Raw genomic sequence first — 23,445 nt, forward strand, 5'->3', positions numbered from 1 at the left:
CCCCGCAATTTGGGCGAGTTTTCGCCGATAGATGGCCTAGCGTTCAGAGAGAGGCCAGTAAAAATCGGGTGGAAGGCCCGCTTCGGCGCGCTTTTCTTCGTTAAAGGGTGGCTTCAATGCGCCGTGGAAATAGCGTTGCACCAGTTCGTGAAACGCATCCTTTGGATCAAGGTTTTCGCGGCCACAGAGGAAATGAAACCATTTGCTACCATAGGCCACGTGATGCACCTCTTCGGCATAGATCACGTTTAGCGCATCGACCGCTGCACTGGCGGCAGGGTCATTTTGCGGGCGTTTGAAAATCTCGATCATGGAGGGCGTGACATCAAGGCCGCGTGCCTCGAGAACCATCGGCACCACCGCCAAGCGGCCCATCAAATCAGTGGCCGTATCTTCGGCGGCGCGCCACATCCCCGCATGTGCGGCAAGCGCGCCATAATGACTGCTCATTTGTTCAAGGCAATCTGACAATAGGTTGAAATGCTTGGATTCTTCATCGGCCGATTTGACCCAATCATCGTAAAACCCGATGGGCATGGGCGTCTCGGCAAAGCGGGGGATAATGTCCCAATGTAAATCCACCGCATTAAGTTCGATATGCGCCACCGCGTGCAAAATAGCGATCCGACCCTCGGCTGTGCCAGGTTTGCGTTTTGGCACCTCGCGCGGATCAAGCAATGCGGGTTGTGCAGGGCGCGCGGGTTGATCGGGCGGTGTGGCGCGGCCAAGGGGCAAGGGCGTGCCTGCTGCCCGCGCCGCAAACCATTTCTTGGCACAAATGCGCGAAAGTGCGCATTTCTCCTTTGCATTGGCGGTGGTCAAAACCGCCACCGCCATTTCGGCCAATGTCTCGGGTATTTGTAAATCACTCATGGGGCGGTGAATTAGCCCAAGGATTTCACCGCGTCCAGCACCGCATCAATATGGCCTGGCACCTTCACCTTGCGCCAAATCTGGAAAATTTTCCCATCGCTATCAATAAGATAGGTGCAGCGTTCGATGCCCATGTACTTCTTGCCATACATGGATTTCTCCACCCATGCGCCATAGCGTTCGCAGACATCGCTGGTTTCATCCGAGGCAAGGACCACCCCAAGATCATATTTGGCGATGAATTTATCGTGTTTGGCCACGCTATCTTTGGAGACACCAATCACCACGGTGCCTGCCGCAGCAAAGGCGTCTGCCGCTTCGGTGAAGCCCTGCGCCTCTTTGGTGCAGCCTGATGTGTCATCTTTGGGATAGAAATAGAGAACCACTTTCTTGGGCTTTTGAGCAGATAGCGTCACTTCGCCACCGCCATCGCGGGGAAGGGTGAAATCTGGGGCGGGGCTGCCGATCTCAAGCATGGGCTTCATCCTTTATTCATTCTTTTGCGCGGAAACTCGCCACATCGTGATCCAGTGCGGCGAATATTTGCGCGGGGCCAGTTGCAGGGTTTTGTTATGTGTGATTGCAAGCTAGGGGATTTACAGCAAAGATAAAGGGCGGCATCCGAAATCGCCCCTCTCTTTGTTCCGCGCCCGACCCGTAAACAGCCCCGTGACCAACCTCGTGACCAGACAGATTATAGATTGACCGCTTCCCGTGACCTCCAAAGAAAACGCCGAGTCCAAACCTAAACCACAGCCTGCCAAATCGCGCAGAGGGCGGTGGGTCTTGGCTGTGGTCTTGGGCCTGTTTGTGACCATTTCAGCGGTGCTTGGTGGGTTTTACCTGCGACTGTCTCAGGGCCCCGTTTCGCTGCCTACCGCATGGCAGGCGCGTATTATTGCGCAAATGCAGGCGGGTATGGTGCGCGATGAGTTAAGCATTGCAGATATGTCCATTGCCCTTGATGAGACGGGGCGCCAAGCCCTTTTGGTCATCACCGATGTCACGGTGCGCGACGAAACTGGCCTGCGTGCGGCGTTTCCGCAGCTTGGCTTTGCCTTCGATGCAGGCGCCTTGCTGATGGGGCAAATATCCCCCATCCGCGCCGAAATGCGCGGTGCCAGTCTCTTGCTTGAACGGGACGCAACTGGTGGTATCGATTTGGCTTTCACAGCCAATCAAGACGCCGTGCGCGCTGATTTGGCCCAAACCATGGCCGCCTTTGACAGAATGTTTGCCGATCCGCGTTTTGCCAATTTTCAAGAGGCCATTGGCCTCGAGATTACGATTTCTCTGCGCGATGCCACCACAGGACGGGCCTTATCTATTGAAAACGGGCAAATGCGTCTGGCCCGTCAGGGCCAAGATTTGGTTTTGGCGGTTACCGCAGGTCTAGAGGCCCACGCGGAGGGGGCGGCAGATCAGGCGGGGCGTCTTTCCTTTGTGGCGACCCGCACCGATGCCGCGCGTGAGACCGAATTACGCCTCCAATTCCAAGGGATACCTGCAAATAACCTTTCTGTTGCATCGCCTGCCTTCCGGTGGCTTGATCTGATCTCTGCGCCATTGTCGGGCAGTCTCAGCACGAAATTGCGCGATGCCGAAGGCGTTGGTGATCTTGAAGCCCGCCTTGATTTGGGGCCAGGGGAATTGGCCCTTGAGGGCGCAGAGCGCCCCCTAAGCTTTAGTGAGATCTCAGCGCGATTTCGGTATGAGGCCGCCACAGGGCGCGCGGCGCTGGATGAGCTGTTGGTTGATGCGCGCGACCTAGATTTTACCGCGACGGGTGATGCGCTGATTTCGCCCGATGGCATGCAAATTGACGCCACGCTTGATCTAAATGATCTATTGGTGAACCCCAATGCGATGTTCGAGGCACCCTTGCTGTTTTCGCAAGGGCGGTCTGAGTTTCGGATCAGTTTGGGGGAGGAGCCGCGCCTCGATCTTGATCGTGTTTTGATCCGCACGGATGCGTTTGAGCTGACCCTTTCAGGCTATGGGGTGGCGCGCTCTGATGGCACGGAACTGGCAATTGATGGGAGTATTGCGCAAATGGTGCTGCGCGATGCCCTGATTTATTGGCCAAATGAGTTTGTCTCTAAAACGCGTGACTGGATTGATCGCAATCTGCACGAAGGGCAGGCGCAGAACCTCATGCTGACCCTACGCAAGGCCCCGCAAGATGCCCGTGCGCAGGCGGCCTTGGGGTTTGATTTTAGCGCGCTCGCGCTTAGCCCCATTCGCGATATGCCGCCTTTGCGGGATCTGCAGGGCCAACTGCGTCTAGAGGGGGCGCGGCTGACCATTGTGGCGCAAGATGGTCGGATGCGCGCGCCAACGGGCCAAGATATCGTGATGCATCAAGGCAGGTTCACTGTGCCCAATGTGGCAATGCGCGGCCCTGCTGCCACCCTTGATTTGGATGTGTCTGGAGAAATCCCTGATCTTTTGACCCTATTTGCAGGGCCGCCCCTAAACCTATTTCCCGAAGGCGGGCGCCTTGACCCTGCCACATTCGCCACAGGTCAGGCAGAGTTGTCGGGTCAGATCGGTCTGAATTTGGTGCAACGCCAACCCATTGGTGAGATGAGCCTCGATATCACGGGCCGTCTGATAGATGTGCGCTCAGACACACTGGTTCCCAATCGCGATCTGCGTGCAGAGGCGCTTGATTTGGCGATTACCTCCGAGGCAGGTGTGATGATTTCTGGCGCTGCCACAATGTCAGGTCAGCCCCTCACAGGCCGTTGGGTTCGGCCTGATCTTAACCGTGATGCCCCGCAATCTTATGTCGAAGGGCAGGCGCGATTGAGCCCTGAAACCCTTGCGGCCTTTGGTGTCATTTTGCCTGATGGCATGGTGCAGGGCGATGCAGCACTGGATTTGCGGCTTGATCTTGCAGGGCGCGGTGCGGCCCCAGAATTGCGTCTCACATCACCGCTTGAGGGCGTTGGGCTGTCCCTTACCGCGTTGGGGTGGACGAAACCCGCAGAGGCAGCGGGGGATTTAGACGTCACCCTGATCCTTGGGCCTGACCCAAGCCTACGCGCATTCCGCCTATCAGGGGCGGGCCTATCTGCACAGGGTTCGGGGGACCTCGGCCCCGAAGGCCGTCTTGAGCTGTTGCGCATAGAAGGCTTTACCATTGATGACTGGCTAGATGTGACAGGCACGCTGACGCCGCGTGGCGAGGGTCTGGCACCTGCACTTAGGATTGCTTCGGGGCGGTTGGATTTGCGGGGCCTGCCGCAGGGCGGCGCACAGGCGCAAACGGCACGCGCCCCCCTGTCTGTCAATTTGGACGAGCTGCGCATTGGCGCCACAATTGCCCTCAGCGATCTGCGCGCGGATCTCAGTTCTGGCGGTGGCGGGTTGGCAGGGGCGTTTCGCGGCAATCTTAACGGCGCCGTTCCGATAGAGGGCGCGATTGCCCCGCTTGAGGGCGGGGGCATTGATATTCGCCTTCAGGCTGATGATGGCGGGGCCGCCATGCGCAGCGCGGGCATCATGCGCAACCTCTATGGTGGCGCGCTGACCTTGCAATTGCAGGGCGCGACTGGCGCGCGCAGCTATGAGGGCCAGTTGCAAATCACCAACCCCAGGCTGCGCGATGCGCCCGTTATGGCCGAATTGCTCAACGCCGTCTCCGTGATTGGATTGATTGAACAACTGTCGGGGGACGGGATTAATATGGGCGAGGTAAATGCGCGCTTCACGCTCGATCCGTCAAAGATCACTGTGCATCAAGGCGCCGCTATTGGCCCGTCTTTGGGGATCAGCATGGATGGGGTCTATAATACATCTGCGCGGAACTTGGACTTTCGCGGTGTGCTGACGCCGATTTATGCGCTCAACGGCGTTGTCGGGCGGCTGTTTGCAAGGCGCGATGAAGGGTTGTTTGGATTTAATTTTACTCTGAACGGCCCGCCCGATACGCCGCAGGTGCGGGTCAATCCGCTCTCCATACTTGTGCCAGGCATTCTGCGCGACTTGATGCGCCCGCAGCTTGACACAAATTCCCAATAATCCGCCCGTTTCTTTGCGATGGCCCGTTTCTGTCAGGTTTACGATGCGTCTTGATGATTTCGATTTTCACCTTCCCGAAACCCTTATTGCGACCCGTCCGGCAAAGCCGCGCTCTTCGGCGCGGCTGTTATATGCGCAAGGCGGGCAGATCACCGATGCGATTGTGCGCGATCTGCCGCAATTCTTGCGCAAGGGGGATCGGTTGATCCTGAACGACACCCGCGTCATTCCCGCCCGTCTGCGTGGCCAAAGGTGGCGCGACAGCGCACAAGGCCGCGTGAGCGCAAAGATTGAGGTGACCCTTCTCGAGCCACAGGCCGATGGCACATGGTCGGCCCTTGCCAAGCCGATGCGGAAACTGGCCTTGGGGGAGGTGGTGGAGTTCACCCCCGATTTTCACGCTGAGGTGGCAAGCCTTGAAGGGGGGCTGCGTCTGCGCTTCAACCTTGGGGGGGATGATTTTGATGCGGCGTTGAACGCCGCAGGCGCGATGCCCCTGCCGCCCTATATTGAGGCCAAGCGCCCCTCCGATGCCCAAGATCGGGAAGATTACCAAACCATTTGGGCCAAGCGCCAAGGGGCGGTGGCCGCCCCAACCGCAAGCCTGCATTTTGACGAGGGGCTGATGGCAGATTTGCGCGCCCGTGGGGTGAGGTTCAGCTTTGTCACCTTGCACGTTGGTGCAGGCACGTTTCTGCCCGTGACGATGGAAGATGTCACCACCCATAAAATGCATGCCGAATGGGGCGAGGTTTCGCAAAGCGCGGCGGATGAAATCAACGCCACCCGCGCCGCAGGCGGGCGGATTATCCCCGTGGGCACAACAGCATTGCGTTTGATTGAAACTGCGGTAAGCGAAACTGGCGAGATGCGCCCCTTTGAGGGGGATACCGATATTTTCATATACCCCGGGTATCGCTTTAAAATCACCGATGGGTTGATGACCAATTTCCACTTGCCCAAATCGACCCTGATGATGTTGGTGTCGGCCCTGATGGGGGCAGATCACATTCGGACGATCTATGACCATGCAATCACGCAGAACTATCGTTTTTTCTCTTATGGGGATGCTTCGCTATTAATCGGGTCGCAGACGTGACAGGATAGGGCGTGAACGCGGCATTAGTTTGGTGCCGCGCAGCGTAAGGATCGCGCATGTTATTGGTGTTGCGAAATTCATGGGCCTTGCTTTTGGGTATCATGCTCCTGATGGTCGGGAATGGCCTTCAGGGCACGCTTTTGGGTGTCCGCGGCGAAATTGAGGGTTTTTCAACCTTTGAGATGTCCGTGGTGATGTCTGCCTATTTTGCGGGGTTTCTTATCGGTTCGCGTATGGGGTCAGAAATGATCCGCCGCGTGGGACATATCCGCACCTTTGCTGCGCTAGGCTCGGTCATATCGGCGGTGCTGATCCTCTATCCTGTGCTGACAGATCCTATTGCATGGACAGTGTTGCGCCTGATTATTGGGGCCTGTTTTGCAGCCGTCTATGTCACGGCGGAATCTTGGCTGAACAATGCCGCAACCAATGAAACCCGTGGTCAAACCTTATCAGTCTATCTGGTGGTGCAGATGGTCGGCATTGTTGCCGCGCAAATGCTGCTGAACCTTGGGGATCCGTCCGACTATTTCCTCTTTGTGGTGCTGTCGGTTCTGGTTTCGCTAAGTTTCGCGCCGATTTTGCTGTCGGTCACCCCAACGCCGGCATTTGAAACCGCCAAGCCGATGAGCCTGATGGAGGTCTTGAAAATCTCGCCACTGGGTGTGATTGGCACATTCCTTATGGGCGGTGTCTATTCGGCCATGTTCGGCATGGCGGCCGTTTTCGCCACGCAGGCAGGGCTGCCAATTGCGCAATTGTCCATTTTTGTATCGGCCTTTTATGTGGGCGGCTTGGTTCTGCAATTCCCCATCGGATGGGTTTCTGATCGGATGGATCGCCGTCTGTTGATCATGATCTTGGCGGCCATTTGTGGCGCAGCGGGCCTGTTGGGCGCGCTCAGTTCTGGCATCTTTTCGATCTTGGTGATTTCGGCCTTCTTCATAGGCGGCATGGCCAACCCGCTTTATGCGTTGTTGATTGCCTATGTGAACGACTTTCTTGAGGTTGAACAAATGCCCGCAGCAGGGGGGCGTCTGTTGTTTGTGAACGGGGTCGGGGCGATTTTCGGCCCGATTGTCGTGGGCGGCATGATGCAGGCCATTGGCCCCTTGGGGTATTTCTATTTCATCGGCGGCTTGGTCACGGTTTTGGCGCTTTATGCGGCCTATCGTATGACGGTGCGCCCTGCACCCACAGTGGAAGATACGGGCAGCTATGCGCCTGTTTTGCCCTCAGCCTCGCCCGTTGTGGTGGGCTTGGCGCAAGAGGTTTTCGCGGATGCGGCCTCCGATGATGGCGATGACGCGCAAGGAACGCTTCCTCCTGCTGCGTGATCGTGGCAGTCTCTCTTTGGCAATGGTCTAAAGGGAGAAGATCGGATGGCAGAACCACTGGCGCAAGAGATCACAGAGTTCTGGATCGGGGCAGGGCCTGAGGCGTGGTATCGCCGCGACGATGATTTTGACGCTGAAATTCGCGCCCGTTTTGGCACGGCATGGCAGGGGGCGGCAGCAGGCGCGATGGATCATTGGATCAATGCCGCGCCGACTGCCTTGGCGCTGATGATCCTGTTGGATCAATTCCCGCGCAATATGTTTCGCGCCGACCCGCGGGCCTTTGCCACCGATGCAAAGGTTTTGGGATTGGCCAAGGACGCGCTAGAGATGGCCCATGATCTGAGCATCCCAGAGCCTGAACGTCAGTTTTTCTACCTGCCCTTCATGCATTCCGAGGATTTGGCAGATCAAACCCGCGCGATTGAGATGATCGAAACGCGGATGCCGCAGACGGGGCAGGGCAATGTGATCCATGCCCGCGCCCATGCTGAAATTATCCGCCGATTTGGCCGTTTTCCCTATCGAAACGCGGATTTGGGGCGGGATATGACCGCAGAAGAACAGGCGTTTCTAGGCGCGGGCGGTTATGGTTCTGTGCTGCGCAGCCTGCAGGAATCTTAGATAGATTGCAGCGCGATCAGAGATGGTTTAGAGATAGTTTAACGTTGAACAATTCCGAATCTCGCCACCCCTGCGTGGCCCGAATTGCAGGAGAACTGCCATGTCCAACCAAGATTTCGATGTAATCGTCATCGGTGCAGGCCCTGGGGGCTATGTGGCCGCGATCCGCGCCAGCCAATTGGGGCTGAAAGTTGCGATTGTCGAGCGGGAACATATGGGCGGGATTTGTCTCAATTGGGGCTGTATCCCAACCAAGGCCATGCTGCGCTCGTCCGAAGTTTTCCACTTGATGCACCGCGCTAAGGAATTCGGTCTGTCTGCGGATGGGATTTCCTATGATTTGGATGCGGTCGTGAAACGCTCGCGCAATGTGGCCAAACAACTGAATTCGGGCGTGGGCCATTTGATGAAGAAGAACAAGGTCACAGTCGTGATGGGCGCGGCCACAATTCCCGCGAAAGGCAAGGTAGAGGTGAAGGCGGAGGATGGCGTGAAAACCCTGACCGCCAAACATATCATTCTGGCCACAGGCGCCCGTGCCCGCGAACTGCCGGGCCTAGAGGCGGATGGCAAGCGCGTATGGGCCTATAAATCGGCACTGACCCCGCCGCATATGCCTAAGAAATTGCTTGTCATTGGGTCTGGCGCGATTGGGATTGAATTTGCAAGTTTCTACAACACGCTGGGCGCTGAGACGACAGTTGTTGAGGTGATGGATCGCATCCTGCCCGTGGAAGATGCCGAGATTTCCGCCTTTGCCAAAAAGGCCTTTGAAAAGCAGGGGATGAAAATTCTGCAAAAGGCCGTGGTCAAGAAACTGGATCGCGCGGCTGATAAGGTCACAGCGCATATCGAAATGGGCGGCAAGGTTGAGACGCAAGAATTCGACACAGTCATTTCTGCCGTTGGTATTGTCGGCAATGTTGAGGGCTTGGGCCTAGAGGGGCTTGGGGTCAAAATAGACCGCACCCATGTTGTGACGGATGAATATTGCCGCACGGGCGTGGACGGGCTTTACGCGATTGGCGATGTTGCAGGCGCGCCGTGGCTTGCACATAAGGCCAGCCATGAAGGCGTGATGGTCGCCGAGATGATTGCAGGGCGCAAGGTTCACGCGGTGAAACCTGAAAGCATTGCAGGCTGCACCTATTGCCACCCGCAAATCGCCTCGGTCGGTTTGACCGAAGAAAAGGCAAAAGCCGCAGGCTATGCCGTAAAAGTGGGCCGCTTCCCCTTTATTGGCAATGGCAAGGCCATCGCCTTGGGCGAGCCTGAAGGGCTGATCAAAACCGTGTTTGATGCCAAAACGGGCGAGCTTTTGGGCGCGCATATGGTGGGCGCGGAAGTGACCGAACTGATCCAAGGTTATGTGGTGGGGCGCAAGCTGGAAACCACTGAAGAAGACCTGATGGAGACCGTTTTCCCGCATCCAACCTTGTCAGAGATGATGCATGAGGCGGTTCTTGATGCCTATGGGCGGGCGATCCATATCTAGAGGGCCTGCGTCTTAGGTGTCTGGGTTATTGGGGCAGGGGCAACCTTGCCCTTTTTTCTGTTCGAGCGCCATGCTTGACAGGTTTGCGCGTTTTGGTTTTGTTCTCGCCATCCTGCCCCTTGCTTTGTGGCACTGGCGCAGGCACAGGATCGCCCTAGCTTGTGGTGCATCAATATAGGATCGGGCGGTCAGATGGTGGAATTAAAGAAAATCGAAGTGCGCGGCGCACGCGAGCATAATTTGAAGAATATCGATGTCGATATTCCCCGCGACCAACTGACCGTGATCACGGGCCTATCGGGATCAGGAAAATCGTCATTGGCCTTTGACACGATCTATGCCGAAGGGCAGCGCCGCTATGTTGAAAGCCTCAGCGCCTATGCGCGGCAATTCCTTGACATGATGCAAAAGCCCGACATGGATCATATCTCGGGGCTGTCGCCCGCGATTTCCATTGAGCAGAAAACCACCTCGAAAAACCCGCGCTCGACCGTGGGAACCGTGACCGAAATTTACGATTATATGCGCTTGTTGTTTGCGCGCGTGGGCACGCCCTATAGCCCCGCAACAGGTCTGCCCATTGAGGCGCAGCAGGTTCAGGACATGGTCGACCGCATTATGGGCATGGAGGAGGGAACCCGCGCCTATCTGTTGGCCCCGATTGTGCGCGACCGCAAAGGCGAATATCGCAAAGAAATGCTGGAGCTGCGCAAGCAGGGGTTTCAAAGGGTCAAGGTAGATGGGGCGTTTTACGAATTAGAAACCCCGCCAAGCTTGGACAAGAAATTTCGCCACGATATTGACGTTGTGGTGGATCGCATTGTGGTGCGTGCGGGCAGTGAAACGCGTCTGGCCGATAGTTTGCGCACGGCGCTTGATCTGGCCGATGGGATTGCCATTCTGGAGACTGCACCAAAGGACGGCGATCCCGAGCGGATTACGTTTTCCGAGAATTTCGCCTGTCCTGTCTCAGGCTTTACCATTCCCGAAATTGAGCCGCGCTTGTTCTCTTTCAACGCGCCCTTTGGGGCGTGCCCGTCTTGTGATGGGTTGGGGCATGAGCTATTTTTTGATGAACGGCTGATGGTGCCTGATGTCACGCTTAGCCTAGCCGATGGGGCCATTGCGCCATGGCGCAAGGGGAAATCACCCTATTTCCTGCAAACTATCGAGGCAATTGCCCGTCACTACGGCTTTGATCCTAAGGCGCAATGGAAAGACCTGCCTCAGGCGGTGCAAGATGTGTTCTTGCGTGGCTCTGGCGAGGAAGAAATCGCCTTTCGGTATGACGAGGGCGGGCGGGTTTATCAGGTTTCTCGTATGTTTGAGGGGGTGATCCCCAATATGGAACGCCGGTATCGCGAAACCGATAGCGCGTGGATCCGCGAAGAATTTGAACGCTATCAGAACAATCGCCCCTGTGGTGCTTGTGGGGGACACCGCCTGCGGGCTGAGGCATTAGCGGTGAAAATCGGGGGCCTTCATGTGGGCGAGGTGGTGCAAATGTCCATCCGTCAGGCCTATGATTGGATCGACACTGTGCCAGCGGCCTTGAGTGCGCAAAAAAATGAAATCGCCCGCGCGATCCTGAAAGAGATCCGCGAACGCCTCGGGTTTTTGAACAATGTGGGGTTGGATTACCTGACGCTGTCACGCAATGCAGGCACCTTGTCAGGTGGTGAAAGCCAACGCATCCGTTTGGCCAGCCAGATCGGCTCTGGCCTCACGGGGGTGCTTTATGTTCTTGATGAACCCTCAATTGGTTTGCATCAGCGCGACAATTCCCGCCTTCTGGATACGCTAAAAAATCTGCGCGATCAGGGCAATACCGTCATCGTTGTTGAGCATGACGAGGAAGCCATTCGCGAGGCGGATTACGTTCTGGATATTGGCCCAGGTGCAGGGGTGCATGGCGGCCAAGTTGTGGCCTCTGGCACGCCGCGTGAGATCATGGAAAACCCCGCCTCAATCACGGGGCAATATCTGTCGGGCAGCCGCGAGATTGCTGTGCCCCAAGAGCGTCGCAAGGGCAAAAAGGGCGGCAAGTCCGTTACCGTGGTCAATGCGACAGGCAACAACCTGCAGGGGGTGACAGTGGATTTCCCGCTCGGGAAATTTGTCTGCGTCACGGGTGTTTCGGGGGGGGGCAAATCCACCCTGACGATTGAAACCCTGTTCAAAACAGCCTCAGCGCGGCTGAATGGGGCGCGCCAGACACCTGCGCCTTGCGAGACGATCAAAGGGCTAGAGCATCTCGATAAGGTGATCGATATTGACCAACGCCCAATTGGGCGCACGCCCCGCTCGAACCCTGCGACCTATACAGGCGCCTTTACCCCAATCCGTGATTGGTTTGCAGGCCTGCCCGAGGCCAAGGCGCGCGGCTACAAGCCTGGGAGGTTCAGCTTTAACGTCAAAGGCGGTCGCTGCGAGGCCTGCCAAGGCGATGGGGTCATCAAGATCGAGATGCATTTCTTGCCCGATGTTTATGTGGAATGTGAAACCTGCAAAGGAAAGCGCTATAACCGCGAAACCCTTGAGGTGACGTTCAAAGGTAAAAGCATTGCCGATGTATTGGACATGACTGTCGAAGACGCGCAGGAGTTTTTCAAAGCGGTGCCATCCATTCGCGAGAAGATGGACGCGCTGATGCGCGTGGGGCTCGGCTATATCAAGGTGGGCCAGCAAGCGACCACCTTGTCGGGTGGCGAGGCGCAGCGTGTGAAACTGTCCAAGGAATTGAGCAAACGCGCCACGGGCCGCACCCTCTATATTCTGGATGAACCCACCACGGGCCTGCATTTCGAAGATGTGCGCAAATTGTTGGAAGTGCTGCATGAATTGGTTGATCAGGGCAACTCAGTTGTAGTGATTGAGCATAATCTTGATGTGATCAAAACCGCCGATTGGCTGATCGACATTGGCCCCGAAGGCGGTGATGGCGGGGGGCAGGTCGTGGCGACAGGTGCGCCCGAGGATGTCGCGGGCGTTGCCGCATCGCATACGGGACGTTATTTGGCCCCGATGCTGCCCGCGGCCCGCGTTACGGCTGCGCAATAGATTTGCCCCCTCACGCAAATTTTTCCCCGTTCGGCGCTGATTGCGTCTAGGCTTGGCGTGACGGATGAAGCATAAATAGGGGTTAACCAATGTCGGCACGTATGTCTTTCGCCCTGTCACTGGGGCTGTTTGCGGCAAGCAGCCCTGCCTTTGCGCAGGATTTTTGTGGGGGAATGGGGGCCATGGGTCTTTGGGCCAATGGCACCGAGGCCGCCTCTGACCTCAGCCAATCAAGCACGGCCTTTGATCTGACGGGTCTTGGCCTGTCTGCGGGCAACCAGGTGGTCGGGCTGTTCACATTATCGCAATCTGCAAATCTGCGCGTTGAGGCGGTGGGGCAGGGTGGGGTTGATCCCGTTTTAGACCTTTATGACGAAACGGGCCGTTTGATCTTGAATGATGACGATAGCGGCGGAAACCTTGCTGCGCGCGGTGAGATCAACTTGGCGGCGGGGCGCTATTGCGTTGCGGTGCGCGATTTTAGTGGCACCGCTGGCGCGGTTGACCTGCGTATTGGCCGCAGTGATCGCGATCCTGCGCTGACGATGGGTTTGGATGCAGGAACAGGCAGCTATGCAGGGGTTACGCCCTGCACGGCGGATACGCCCGCCACGGTTTTGGGGGCGGGGGCCTTGAGCCAAGCTGAGCTGAGCGCAGGTATCAGCCAAACAGGCAGCGTGGCAAGCACGCCCTATTATCGCTTTGGCCTTTCGGCCCCAACGGCGGTGACCATTCAAGCCGAAAACAGTGCGGCTGATCCCTATATCTATCTCTATGGGCCAGATGGGCGGCTCTTGGCGGAAAATGACGACCATATGGGTCTTGATAGCCAGATTGACATGGCTGACCCGCTGCCTGCAGGCAGCTATTGTATCGCGATGCGCGCCTTGTCAGATCAAAACGCGCCTGTGACAGTGACCTTGCGCGATTACGACCCAATGCGTGCCATGCAGCAGATGTATGAGGCGCTAGAGGCCAGCCCCCCTATCGGTGGCAGCTATCCTATCACGGATTTGGGCGCAATTTCGGGGCAGTTCGTGCGCGATGTCAGCGTATCAGGCAAGGCGCAATGGTTCCTCGTGTCTATGCCAGAGGATGGGCTTTTGCTGATTGATGCGGTTGGCATGGGCAATTCTGACCCAATTCTGGCCCTTTACGATCCAGTGGGCCGTGAGCTTGCCTATAATGACGATAGCGGGTCTGGATATGACAGCCAAATCGCGCAGCCTCTTGGCGGGGGGAGCTATTTGGTGGGCTTGCGGCAATATGATAACAGCGCAGGCATGGTGCGTCTGGTGATCCAGCGCTTTGTGGCGGTCAATTAAGCGCGTTCAGGCCCCGTCTGATGCGGCCAAGGCCGTGATGATGGGGCCAAAATCCTGCGCCTTCAGAGAGGCCCCCCCCACCAAAGCGCCATCGACATTTTCCAATGCGAAAATCTCGGCGGCATTGGTTGGCTTGACTGACCCGCCATAGAGCAGCGGCACGCTTTTTGCGGCATCCGCGCCGTAGCGGGCAGCCAGATTAGCGCGCATGGCATCATGGATTTCGGCAATATCAACCAGTTCAGGAACAAGCCCTGTGCCAATCGCCCAAATCGGTTCATAGGCTATCACAAACGCGCCTTCATCGGGGAGGGAGGCGTCAAGCTGTGCTTCAACAACCGCACGGGCCTGGCCCGCGCGCCGTTCTGCCTCGCTTTCACCTAAGCAGATAATGGGGGTCAGCCCCGCCGCCAGCGCCGCTTCTGCCTGCGCGCGCACTTGGGCGCTGGTTTCGCCGTAATCAGCGCGCCGCTCGGAATGGCCCACAATCACATAATCTGCCCCTGCATCCTTAAACATGGGCGCGGAAATATCGCCCGTATGCGCCCCTGCCGTTGCGGTATGGCAATATTGCCCCCCAAGCGCGATGGCGCTGCCGCGGCACTGTGCGCCAAGCGCCCCGAGCAAGGTCGCGGGCGGACAGATCAAAATATCGACTGGCTGCGGGGCAGGGAATGCCGCAATCAGGCTTTGCACTTCGGCCATATTCTCCGAAAGCCCGTTCATTTTCCAATTTCCTGCGGCAAGTTTTCTGCGCATCGCACTCTCCTCTTTATCTTTGGTTTTATGGGTGGCAAGGATGCAGCCAAGGGTCAAGCCAATATGGGGTGAGAATCGTGACAATACCGCGAATTGATTTTCAGAAAATGATCGCAGGTGATGCCGAGACCCTTGAGACTATCGCCTATGGCGCGCGTGACGTTGGGTTTTTGACGCTTGAGAACACGCCGATTTCGGGCGAGGCTGTTCAAGAGTTAATCGCGCTCTATCGCCGTTTTTTCAAAATGGATGACGCGGCCAAAGCGGCCGTGGATATGGCGCGAACAGGGGCCAATCGCGGGTGGGGTGCGTCCAAATCCGAACAGGTCGATCCGAAGTCAAACCCTGATTATAAACAAGTGTTCGACTGTGGCCTGCCAGTGCCCGATGGCGACCCAATGGCGCATTTGCCTGTCTATGCGCCAAATCTTTGGCCCGAAGCCCCTCAAGGTTTCCAAGACACAGTCGAGCAGTATTTTGCGCAAGCGCGCGCTGTGTCCTTGGCCCTGCTTGCGGCGATTGCGCGGGCAATTGGCAAGGACGGGGATTATTTTGCAGATAAATTCGACCGCCCCATGGCGCTGTTGCGGGCAAATTTCTATCCACCCCGCCCAGATTGGGCGGGTGAAAAGGATTTCGGCATCGCGGCCCATACGGATTATGGCTGCCTCACCCTTTTGGCCACGGATGGGCAGGCGGGCCTTGAAGTAGAGATGCGGGATGGGTCATGGCTGCCTGTCGCGGTTGAGCCGGGTGTGTTTGTCATCAATTTTGGCGAAATGCTTGAGATGTGGAGCGAGGGCGGGGTGAAGGCCACATTGCACCGCGTTACAGGCGGTGCGGAGGAGCGCATTTCTATCCCGCTGTTTTTTAACCCTAATTATGATGCCAATGTCGCACCCGCAAGATCAGATCAGCTGATCCGTGCAGGCGACCACCTCAGCCGCCGCTATGCTGAAACCTATCTGCATATGAAAACCGCCTAAGGGGCCATCAGCGCTGCAAGGATTTCTGCGCCGCAATTTGCGCATTAAGCGAAATTAGGCTGTCGATTTTTTTCGAAAGCGCCTCAAATTCTTCTGATTGCACGGATCAACCCCTTGTGCCCGTCCCAAGTTTAGCGGGTTCACTATAGGGGGCAGAAATAGCGCTTGGCAAGCGATGCGGTGCGTCAGCCTTCGCGTTCTGCGTTGAGTTCTGAGACATCCTTGAACTTGATCGATTCACCACAACCACAGGCATCGGCCACATTGGGGTTGTTGAATTTGAACCCTGCCTCAAGAAGTGAGGTTTGATAATCGATCTCTGTGCCAAAGAGGAACATTTGCGCCATGGGCGCAATCATCACGCGCGCGCCTTCGACCTCGACCACCTCGTCATGGGGGTCGATCTCCGCGGCATAATCCATCGTATATTCCATGCCTGCGCAGCCGCCCTTTTTCACCCCGATGCGCAGCCCCTGATGCCCGTCTCGCGTCATCAGTTTCTTGATCTGCCCAATCGCAGCGGGGGTAAGGGTTACAGCCGCTTTTCCTGAAATGCTGAACATCTCACATGAACCCTAACTCAAGACGGGCTTCATCGCTCATCATATCCATACCCCATGGGGGTTCCCATGTCAGCTTGACATCGACCTGCTTGATCCCTTCGAGAGGCTCAATTGCGTCTGCCACCCATCCGGGCATCTCGCCCGCAACTGGACAGCCCGGTGCGGTTAGGGTCATGATCACCTCGACCGCATTCTCAGCATCGATATTGATTGTGTAAACCAAGCCCAGATCATAAATATTCACTGGAATTTCAGGGTCATAAACAGTGCGGCAGGCTTCGACCACCGTGTCGTAAAGCGGGTGGTCCGTGCTAGAGGGCGCAATCAAAGGCGCCCCTTCAAGCGTTTCTTGCGGCATCGGATCGGGAGTGCTGGTCATCTTGGGCCATATCCTTTGCGGGACGAATTCCTGACTAAACATATAAGGAAAGGGTGGGCCAAGGGCAAGGGTAAGTCACGCTCATCACCGCGGCGGGCGGCGTTTGATCGGGGCGGGGCGCACGTGTTTTTCGATGGCGCTGTAAAGATGGGCGGCGATGTTTTTGCCCGTGACCTCCTCTATGCCCTCAAAGCCAGGCGAAGAGTTGACCTCAAGCACTTTAGGCCCGTCAGCGCCACGCAGCATATCGACACCCGCAATCCCAAGGCCAAAGGCGCGCGCAGATCGAATGGCGGTTTCGCGTTCCTCGCGGGTGATGCGCACGCTGACCGCCGTGCCGCCACGATGTAATTTTGAGCGGAAATCATCCGCCGCCCCCACTCGTTTCATCGCAGCCACCACTTTGCCATCAATCACAAGGCAGCGAATATCCTCGCCTGCGGCCTCTTTGACAAAATTTTGTACAAGGAAATTCGCAGATAGGCCGCGAAAGGCATCAATCACTGATTGCGCGGCCTTCTTGGTTTCAGCCAACACCACGCCCTTGCCTTGGCTCAATTCCAACAATTTCACCACCAACGGGGCATTGCCCACCAATGTGATGAGGTTGTTGGTGTCCTTTGGGCTTGCGGCAAAGGCCGTTTGGGGCATGCCAATGCGGTGGCGCGACAGAATTTGGTGGGCGTGCAGCTTGTCGCGGCTTGCGGTGATGGCGGCGCTGCCATTCAGGCAATAGACGCCAAGCGTTTCAAATTGCCGCAAAATCGCCGCACCATAGGCTGTAATTGAGGGGCCGATGCGGGGGATAACCGCATCATATTTTGGCAATTCTTGCCCGTCACAATAAACCGCAGGCGTCATGGCATTGAGCGCCATGTAACAACGGGTTGTGTTGATCACTTCAACGACATGGCCGCGCGCCTCGCCCTCGGCCTGCAATTTTTGTGTGGTATAGTTTTGTTCGCGGCTCAGAACGGCAATGCGCTGCGCGCGTTTGGGCGCGGTCTCTTTGACCGCAGCGGTGTGATAAACTTCGTAACTGCGTTGCGGTTGACAGAAACTTTCTGAGGGGGTGATGATCCAATTTGTCCCAATTGCCTGCCGCCCCAGAAGCATCCTATAGCTCATATTGGCGCGATCCGTCAGCGTGATTTCAATTTCTTGCCGCAACGGGCCGATTTCGAGCGGGCTGAGGATCACATAGCGTGCCTCTGTATCACCATTGGAACTGGTCACATCGCGGCGGTCATGGATGGTTGCAGAACAGGCAATCGCCAAATCGGGGCGGGCAGGAATTGGATTGATCAAAAACCGCACTTTCGGCTTAGTGGCAGGGCCAAAGAGTTCGATATCAAAGGCGTACAGCGCCGAGGTGCGCGCGCCTGTATCCACCTTAGCCTTCAGTGCAGGCAGCCCCAATTGCGGCAAGCCAACCCATTCTTCCCAACCAAGTTTCAAGACTTGATCCATGCGATACCCCATCTGGTGAAATCATTCTCGGGCCTTGGCATTGGCGCAGAATCGCCTATGAACAGAGGCCCAATCTGAGCGAGGCTTTATCCCGTGCCCAAAGAGTTTGCATTTGAATTATTACACCAAGATGGCAAGGCGCGCCGTGGCGTGATTTCTACCCCACGGGGGCAAATTCGCACGCCCGCCTTCATGCCTGTAGGCACGGCTGCAACGGTCAAGGCAATGATGCCCGAAAGTGTTGCGGCCACAGGTGCGGATATTCTTTTGGGCAACACCTATCACCTTATGCTGCGCCCGACCGCTGAACGGGTTGCGCGTTTCGGGGGTCTGCACAAATTCATGAATTGGCAGAAGCCGATCCTGACCGATAGCGGCGGGTTTCAAGTGATGAGCCTGTCAGATCTGCGCAAGCTGACGGAGGAAGGGGTTGCGTTCCGCTCGCATGTGGATGGGTCAAAACATATGCTGACGCCCGAGCGCAGTATGGAAATTCAGGCGCTGCTGGGGTCGGATATTGTCATGTGTTTCGATGAATGCCCCGCTTTGCCTGCGGATCGAGATCGCATTGCAGCCTCGATGGAGTTGTCCATGCGATGGGCTGCGCGCTCGAAAGCGGCGTTTGGCGAGAGGCCGGGCCATGCGCTTTTTGGGATCATGCAGGGCGGGCTAGAGCGCGATTTGCGACAGGCAAGCGCTGAGGCGCTTCGTGATATTGGCTTTGACGGCTATGCGGTCGGTGGTCTCGCCGTTGGCGAGGGGCAGGCGGCCATGTTTGATTGCCTCAATTACTCCCCTGATTTCTTGCCCCAAGATCGCCCCCGTTATCTGATGGGGGTGGGCAAGCCCGATGATATTGTGGGGGCTGTGGCGCGTGGGATTGATATGATGGATTGCGTGCTGCCTTCGCGCTCGGGGCGCACGGGGCAAGCATGGACGCGGCGGGGGCAGGTGAATATCAAAAATGCCCGCCACCAAGATGATCCGCGCCCCTTGGATGAAAATTGCACCTGTCCCGCCTGTCGCAATTATTCGCGCGGCTATCTGCATCATGTGTTCCGCGCGGGCGAGATTATTTCTTCGATGCTGCTGACATGGCATAATTTGCATTACTACCAAGAACTTATGGAAGGGATGCGTGGGGCCATCGAGGCGGGGCAATTCGCCCAGTTTGAGGCGGGCTTCCACGCCGCTCGTGCTGAGGGCGATATCGAGCCGATCTAACCCTGATTTTCGGCTTGTCACTGCCCGCGCCCTAGTGCAGCATTGCATGAAATGCAGCCGCAAGACGCGTCAAGATTGGCAGGGGCGCAATATGGCACGCAGATTGAAGGCGCGGCCCTGATGCGTAAACCATATATTAACTTCCCCGCTTGAAATGCGTCTCAAGGCTGCCCAAATGTAGCTGCTCCATGAGGAGAGAGCCAAATGATTGCCAAAGATGGGATCGCGCGCTCTCTTGCCACGAAGAAAAGGAAGGCATAATGCCAGAAATTCACGAAACCTATCCAGTTCTGCCGCTGCGCGACATTGTCGTGTTTCCCCATATGATTGTGCCGCTCTTTGTGGGGCGCGAAAAATCGGTGCGCGCGCTGGAAGAGGTGATGCAGGATGATCGCCAGATCCTGCTGTCCAGTCAAATTGATCCGGCCATTGATGACCCTGAACCAGAAGGAATTTATTCGGTGGGTGTCTTGGCCTCGGTTCTGCAATTGCTGAAATTGCCCGATGGCACAGTCAAAGTATTGGTCGAAGGAAAATCCCGCGTCAAAATTAAGAAATTCACCAAAACGGACGAGTTTTTCGAGGCGGAGGCCGCGCCGCTTGAAGAAAAATTGGGCGATGAGGCGGCAACAACGGCCTTGTTGCGGTCGGTCGCAGACGAGTTCGAGCGCTATGCGAAGATCAAGAAAAACATCCCCGAAGATGCGCTGACCTCGGTTTCCGAAACCCAAGCGCCGCAAAAACTGGCCGATCTGGTCGCAGGGCATCTCGGCGTTGATGTCGCGCAAAAGCAAGATTTGCTTGAAACGATTGACGTCTCCGAGCGCCTTGAAAAGGTCTATGGCCTGATGCAGGGTGAAATGTCCGTGCTGCAGGTTGAGAAAAAGATTAAAACCCGCGTGAAGTCGCAGATGGAGCGCACGCAGCGCGAATATTATCTGAACGAACAGATGAAGGCCATTCAGCGCGAGTTGGGGGATGGCGAAGACGGCGCCAATGAGGTGGCCGAGCTAGAAGAAAAAATCGCCGCAACCAAACTGTCAAAAGAGGCGCGCGACAAGGCCGATGCAGAGCTGAAGAAGCTGAAAAATATGTCGCCCATGTCCGCCGAGGCGACTGTGGTGCGCAATTATCTTGATTGGATCGTCTCACTGCCTTGGGGCGTGAAAAGCCGTGTGAAAAAGAACCTCACCCGCGCCGAAGAGGTTTTGGATGCGGATCATTACGGGCTTGAAAAGGTCAAAGAGCGCATTGTCGAATATCTTGCGGTGCAGGCGCGTTCGGCCAAGGTGAAGGGGCCTATCCTTTGTCTTGTGGGCCCTCCGGGTGTTGGGAAGACCTCGCTTGGGAAATCGGTGGCGAAGGCCACGGGGCGCGAGTTTATTCGCATCAGTCTGGGCGGTGTGCGGGACGAGTCTGAAATTCGGGGCCATCGCCGCACCTATATCGGGTCGATGCCTGGCAAGATCATTCAGGCGATGAAAAAGGCGAAAACCACCAATCCGCTGATCTTGCTCGATGAGATCGACAAGATGGGTCAAGATTTCCGTGGGGATCCTGCCAGTGCGATGTTGGAGGTTCTCGACCCCGAACAGAACGCCACATTTGTGGATCACTATTTGGAAGTTGAATATGATCTCTCGAACGTGATGTTCCTGACCACGGCGAACAGCTATAATATGCCTGCGCCGCTGTTGGATCGCATGGAGATCATTTCGCTTTCGGGCTACACCGAAGATGAAAAGCTAGAAATTGCGACACGGCATCTGCTGCCTAAGCAAGTGAAAAACCACAATCTCAAGGCGCGGGAATTCGCGGTCGAGCCCGAGGCGCTGACCGATGTGATCCGCTATTACACCCGTGAGGCGGGTGTGCGAAACCTAGAGCGCGAGGTCGCGAAACTGGCCCGCAAGGCCCTGACCGCAATCCTCAAGGGCGGCGAGAAATCTGTCACAGTCACCCGTGAGCGCCTTGAAGAGATGCTTGGCGTGCGCCGCTATCGCTTTGGTCTGGCGGAATCGGACGATCAAATTGGCGTTGTCACAGGGCTGGCTTGGACAAGTGTGGGCGGTGATCTGTTGTCGATTGAGGCGCTGCGCCTGCCGGGCAAGGGGCGCATGAAAACCACGGGTAAGCTTGGCGATGTGATGAAGGAATCCATCGATGCGGCCAGTTCCTATGTGCGTTCTATCGCGCCCAAAATTGGAGTGCAGCCCCCGAAACTGGACGGGTGGGATATACATGTCCACGTTCCAGAAGGGGCGACCCCGAAAGATGGCCCCAGTGCAGGGATTGCGATGGTGACGTCTATCGTTTCGGTTCTGACCCAAACGCCCGTGCGCCGTGATATTGCTATGACGGGCGAGGTGACGCTGCGCGGCAATGTCTTGGCCATCGGTGGCCTCAAGGAGAAGTTGTTGGCCGCGTTGCGGGGTGGGATCAAAACAGTGCTGATCCCGCAGGAAAATGAAAAAGACCTGCCCGAAATCCCTGACAATGTGAAAGAGGGATTGGAAATTATCCCCGTATCCCATGTCAGCGAGGTTCTCGCAAAGGCCTTGACCCGTCAACCCGAACCGATTGATTGGGATGAGGAGGCAGAGGCCGCCGCCGCACAGCGTGCGCTTGAGGCCGCAAAAGACAGCAGTGCCACAACCCATTAATGTGGCACATTCCGCGAAACGCCCCCGTCATATTCGTGGCGGGGGTTTCTTTTTCGGGTGCTGCAAAATCAAAACATATATTTTTCATATATAATATGTCCTGATACCATGTGGCTTTGATAGGATTGGCCAAATGGGGGCACACATGGCAACAAGATCACCAAAATCCACTACGGATAAGGCGGCATCTAAACCAAAACCTGCGGTGGCCTCGGTCGCGGCGGTGATCGCACCCAAATCAAAGGCGGCCGTAAAAGCAACAGCAAAACCGTCTGACAAGCCCGCGCTCAAGGCCGTGACCGCCCCCAAATTTGAGAGCAAACCCAAGGCGAAGATTGAGGCGCTGAAGCGCCGCACCCTGCTTGAGGCGGTTGCGATGCACGTGGGTGTCAAACGCACAGATGCGCGCGAAGTCATGGATGCGGTTCTGGTCGAGATGGCCGAAGCCCTAGATCAAGGGCGCGACCTGATCCTGCCGCCATTTGGCAAGGTCATGTTGCGCAAAGATAAGGATGGTCAGGATGGGCGCCCGATGGTGGCGCGGATAAAGCTGATCGAGGCTGATAAACGCGGTGCAAGCGCCGAGGAAACCGACCAAGACTAAACCCTTGCGCAGTGGCGCGCGGCTGAATAGAAGAACCCCGCGCAGAACGGGTGATTAGCTCAGTGGTAGAGCGCTTCGTTCACATCGAAGATGTCGGGGGTTCAAATCCCTCATCACCCACCATCTGGCCTATTGTTGAGGCGGGGCAGGTCTGTGACCCACGGGCGAGGTGATCTTTGTGATGCGGCGAAATTTTCCGATATATTTGCTGCGCCATGGGGAAACCGAATGGAACAACGCGCATCGGTTTCAAGGTTGGCTCGACTCCGCGCTTACCCCCAATGGGGTTGCGCAGGCGCAGGCGCAAGGTCGTTTGTTGCAGGAAATGATCACCCGCCAAGGCTATGACGCGGTGACCGATTTCCGAACCAGCCCGCTTAGGCGCGCGGCACGCAGCGCACGGTTGATCGCGCGGGCCTATCCCGATTTGCCGACCCTAGTGCAAGACGCGCGTCTGCGTGAGGTGAATATGGGGCAATGGCAGGGGCTTACGCGGGCCGAGGTGCAGGCGAATTGGTCTGTGCGCTTTGACACCGAGGCGCAGGTCTATCGTCATTCTCTCTTGACCCAAGGGGGCGAAACGCGCGCGGCCCTCGAGGCGCGTTTGCAGGATCTTGTAGCTGATTTGAAGGGGCCGAGCCTATTGGTTAGCCACGGCGTTGTGATCCAAACCTTGCGCGGCCTTTTGCGCGGGCTAGACCCTGACCAAACGGCACGTTTGGGCCATGCGCAGGGCGGGGTTTATGTGATTACCGCCAATGGGGGTGAGGTGAAGATTGGGTTTTGAAAAAACTTTGCGCCTTTGGGACAAAATTCTTTGCAGATCGGGCTTGCATATCCCTGCATCATGCGGCTAATACGCCTTCACGCGTTGGCGAGGGTGATTAGCTCAGTTGGTAGAGCGCTTCGTTTACACCGAAGATGTCGGGAGTTCGAGTCTCTCATCACCCACCACGCG

At 56.7% G+C, this 23,445-nt stretch carries 18 protein-coding genes and 2 tRNA genes; 14 read left to right on the top strand and 6 right to left on the bottom strand.

The window, feature by feature from the left end; all coding sequences use genetic code 11:
• Positions 1-36 precede the first annotated feature (36 nt).
• Together AAC621_RS11765 and AAC621_RS11770 are read right to left on the bottom strand one after the other, a co-directional pair.
• The gene (locus AAC621_RS11765; RefSeq protein ID WP_445322524.1) at positions 37-837 is read right to left on the bottom strand and encodes a ferritin-like domain-containing protein; all 801 of its coding nucleotides are present in this window, start codon (positions 835-837) and stop codon (positions 37-39) included.
• 47 nt (positions 838-884) lie between these two features.
• On the bottom strand, positions 885-1,349 hold the full coding sequence (locus AAC621_RS11770) for a peroxiredoxin (protein WP_340255993.1): 465 nt from the start codon (positions 1,347-1,349) through the stop codon (positions 885-887).
• Between the two features lie 316 nt (positions 1,350-1,665).
• Between AAC621_RS11770 and AAC621_RS11775 the strand changes: the two genes are divergently transcribed.
• From AAC621_RS11775 to AAC621_RS11805, 7 genes are all read left to right on the top strand, one after another.
• Positions 1,666-4,899 (top strand): YhdP family protein, encoded by a 3,234-nt coding sequence (locus AAC621_RS11775; RefSeq protein WP_340256517.1) that lies wholly within the window; start codon positions 1,666-1,668, stop codon positions 4,897-4,899.
• Positions 4,900-4,942: 43 nt separating this feature from the next.
• A complete protein-coding gene (queA, locus tag AAC621_RS11780) occupies positions 4,943-5,998 on the top strand; it encodes a tRNA preQ1(34) S-adenosylmethionine ribosyltransferase-isomerase QueA (protein ID WP_340255996.1) in 1,056 nt (351 codons plus the stop codon).
• 56 nt (positions 5,999-6,054) lie between these two features.
• Complete coding sequence (locus AAC621_RS11785) at positions 6,055-7,335, top strand: MFS transporter (RefSeq protein ID WP_340255999.1); 1,281 nt, start codon at positions 6,055-6,057, stop codon at positions 7,333-7,335.
• Positions 7,336-7,380: 45 nt separating this feature from the next.
• Entirely contained in the window at positions 7,381-7,959 is a 579-nt protein-coding gene (locus tag AAC621_RS11790) for a DUF924 family protein (RefSeq protein WP_340256002.1), read from the top strand.
• A 100-nt stretch (positions 7,960-8,059) separates the two neighbouring features.
• Positions 8,060-9,454 carry a dihydrolipoyl dehydrogenase gene (gene lpdA, locus AAC621_RS11795; RefSeq protein ID WP_340256005.1) on the top strand — a complete coding sequence of 465 codons (1,395 nt, stop codon included), beginning with the start codon at positions 8,060-8,062 and terminating at the stop codon, positions 9,452-9,454.
• A gap of 192 nt (positions 9,455-9,646) precedes the next feature.
• Positions 9,647-12,514, top strand: coding sequence for an excinuclease ABC subunit UvrA (gene uvrA, locus AAC621_RS11800; RefSeq protein ID WP_340256008.1), 2,868 nt, complete (start codon positions 9,647-9,649; stop codon positions 12,512-12,514).
• 89 nt (positions 12,515-12,603) lie between these two features.
• On the top strand, positions 12,604-13,839 hold the full coding sequence (locus AAC621_RS11805; RefSeq protein ID WP_340256011.1) for a DVUA0089 family protein: 1,236 nt from the start codon (positions 12,604-12,606) through the stop codon (positions 13,837-13,839).
• Between the two features lie 6 nt (positions 13,840-13,845).
• Here the strand turns inward: AAC621_RS11805 and tpiA are convergent, their stop codons facing one another.
• On the bottom strand, positions 13,846-14,598 hold the full coding sequence (gene tpiA / locus AAC621_RS11810) for a triose-phosphate isomerase (protein ID WP_340256014.1): 753 nt from the start codon (positions 14,596-14,598) through the stop codon (positions 13,846-13,848).
• A 77-nt stretch (positions 14,599-14,675) separates the two neighbouring features.
• On the opposite strand from tpiA, the gene AAC621_RS11815 reads away from it, so the two are divergent.
• On the top strand, positions 14,676-15,584 hold the full coding sequence (locus tag AAC621_RS11815) for an isopenicillin N synthase family dioxygenase (protein WP_340256017.1): 909 nt from the start codon (positions 14,676-14,678) through the stop codon (positions 15,582-15,584).
• A gap of 185 nt (positions 15,585-15,769) precedes the next feature.
• Here the strand turns inward: AAC621_RS11815 and AAC621_RS11820 are convergent, their stop codons facing one another.
• The 3 genes from AAC621_RS11820 to rimK form a co-directional block, all read right to left on the bottom strand.
• Positions 15,770-16,147, bottom strand: coding sequence for a HesB/IscA family protein (locus tag AAC621_RS11820; RefSeq protein ID WP_340256019.1), 378 nt, complete (start codon positions 16,145-16,147; stop codon positions 15,770-15,772).
• Between the two features lies 1 nt (position 16,148).
• Positions 16,149-16,526 (bottom strand): SUF system Fe-S cluster assembly protein, encoded by a 378-nt coding sequence (locus tag AAC621_RS11825; RefSeq protein WP_317654983.1) that lies wholly within the window; start codon positions 16,524-16,526, stop codon positions 16,149-16,151.
• 84 nt (positions 16,527-16,610) lie between these two features.
• Positions 16,611-17,996, bottom strand: a complete 1,386-nt coding sequence (rimK, locus tag AAC621_RS11830; RefSeq protein ID WP_340256021.1) for a 30S ribosomal protein S6--L-glutamate ligase — start codon at positions 17,994-17,996, stop codon at positions 16,611-16,613.
• 93 nt (positions 17,997-18,089) lie between these two features.
• Between rimK and tgt the strand changes: the two genes are divergently transcribed.
• The 6 genes from tgt to AAC621_RS11860 all read left to right on the top strand — a co-directional run bounded on the left by tgt (position 18,090) and on the right by AAC621_RS11860 (position 23,441).
• Positions 18,090-19,220, top strand: a complete 1,131-nt coding sequence (gene tgt, locus AAC621_RS11835; RefSeq protein ID WP_340256023.1) for a tRNA guanosine(34) transglycosylase Tgt — start codon at positions 18,090-18,092, stop codon at positions 19,218-19,220.
• Positions 19,221-19,477: 257 nt separating this feature from the next.
• Positions 19,478-21,883: an endopeptidase La gene (gene lon / locus AAC621_RS11840; RefSeq protein WP_340256520.1), complete on the top strand. Its 2,406-nt coding sequence runs from the start codon at positions 19,478-19,480 to the stop codon at positions 21,881-21,883.
• A gap of 145 nt (positions 21,884-22,028) precedes the next feature.
• Complete coding sequence (locus AAC621_RS11845) at positions 22,029-22,487, top strand: HU family DNA-binding protein (protein ID WP_340256026.1); 459 nt, start codon at positions 22,029-22,031, stop codon at positions 22,485-22,487.
• Between the two features lie 48 nt (positions 22,488-22,535).
• A tRNA-Val gene (locus AAC621_RS11850) sits at positions 22,536-22,610 on the top strand.
• A 58-nt stretch (positions 22,611-22,668) separates the two neighbouring features.
• Entirely contained in the window at positions 22,669-23,274 is a 606-nt protein-coding gene (locus AAC621_RS11855) for a histidine phosphatase family protein (protein WP_340256029.1), read from the top strand.
• A gap of 91 nt (positions 23,275-23,365) precedes the next feature.
• Positions 23,366-23,441 (top strand) — tRNA-Val (locus tag AAC621_RS11860).
• The last annotated feature ends 4 nt before the right edge of the window (positions 23,442-23,445 follow it).

Source organism: Roseobacter sp. HKCC-CH-9208 (genome assembly GCF_037805125.1).
GTDB lineage: Bacteria > Pseudomonadota > Alphaproteobacteria > Rhodobacterales > Rhodobacteraceae > M30B80.

Bases quoted from the DNA above. Each gene is read 5' to 3' on its own strand.
- uvrA (WP_340256008.1), top strand. From the start codon at position 9,647: ATGGTGGAATTAAAGAAAATCGAAGTGCGCGGCGCACGCGAGCATAAT.
- AAC621_RS11855 (WP_340256029.1), top strand. From the start codon at position 22,669: ATGCGGCGAAATTTTCCGATATATTTGCTGCGCCATGGGGAAACCGAA.
- queA (WP_340255996.1), top strand. From the start codon at position 4,943: ATGCGTCTTGATGATTTCGATTTTCACCTTCCCGAAACCCTTATTGCG.
- rimK (WP_340256021.1), bottom strand. From the start codon at position 17,996: ATGGATCAAGTCTTGAAACTTGGTTGGGAAGAATGGGTTGGCTTGCCG.
- AAC621_RS11785 (WP_340255999.1), top strand. From the start codon at position 6,055: ATGTTATTGGTGTTGCGAAATTCATGGGCCTTGCTTTTGGGTATCATG.
- AAC621_RS11765 (WP_445322524.1), bottom strand. From the start codon at position 837: ATGGCGGTGGCGGTTTTGACCACCGCCAATGCAAAGGAGAAATGCGCA.
- AAC621_RS11790 (WP_340256002.1), top strand. From the start codon at position 7,381: ATGGCAGAACCACTGGCGCAAGAGATCACAGAGTTCTGGATCGGGGCA.
- AAC621_RS11770 (WP_340255993.1), bottom strand. From the start codon at position 1,349: ATGCTTGAGATCGGCAGCCCCGCCCCAGATTTCACCCTTCCCCGCGAT.
- lpdA (WP_340256005.1), top strand. From the start codon at position 8,060: ATGTCCAACCAAGATTTCGATGTAATCGTCATCGGTGCAGGCCCTGGG.
- tpiA (WP_340256014.1), bottom strand. From the start codon at position 14,598: ATGCGCAGAAAACTTGCCGCAGGAAATTGGAAAATGAACGGGCTTTCG.
- AAC621_RS11805 (WP_340256011.1), top strand. From the start codon at position 12,604: ATGTCGGCACGTATGTCTTTCGCCCTGTCACTGGGGCTGTTTGCGGCA.
- AAC621_RS11845 (WP_340256026.1), top strand. From the start codon at position 22,029: ATGGCAACAAGATCACCAAAATCCACTACGGATAAGGCGGCATCTAAA.
- AAC621_RS11820 (WP_340256019.1), bottom strand. From the start codon at position 16,147: ATGTTCAGCATTTCAGGAAAAGCGGCTGTAACCCTTACCCCCGCTGCG.
- AAC621_RS11825 (WP_317654983.1), bottom strand. From the start codon at position 16,526: ATGACCAGCACTCCCGATCCGATGCCGCAAGAAACGCTTGAAGGGGCG.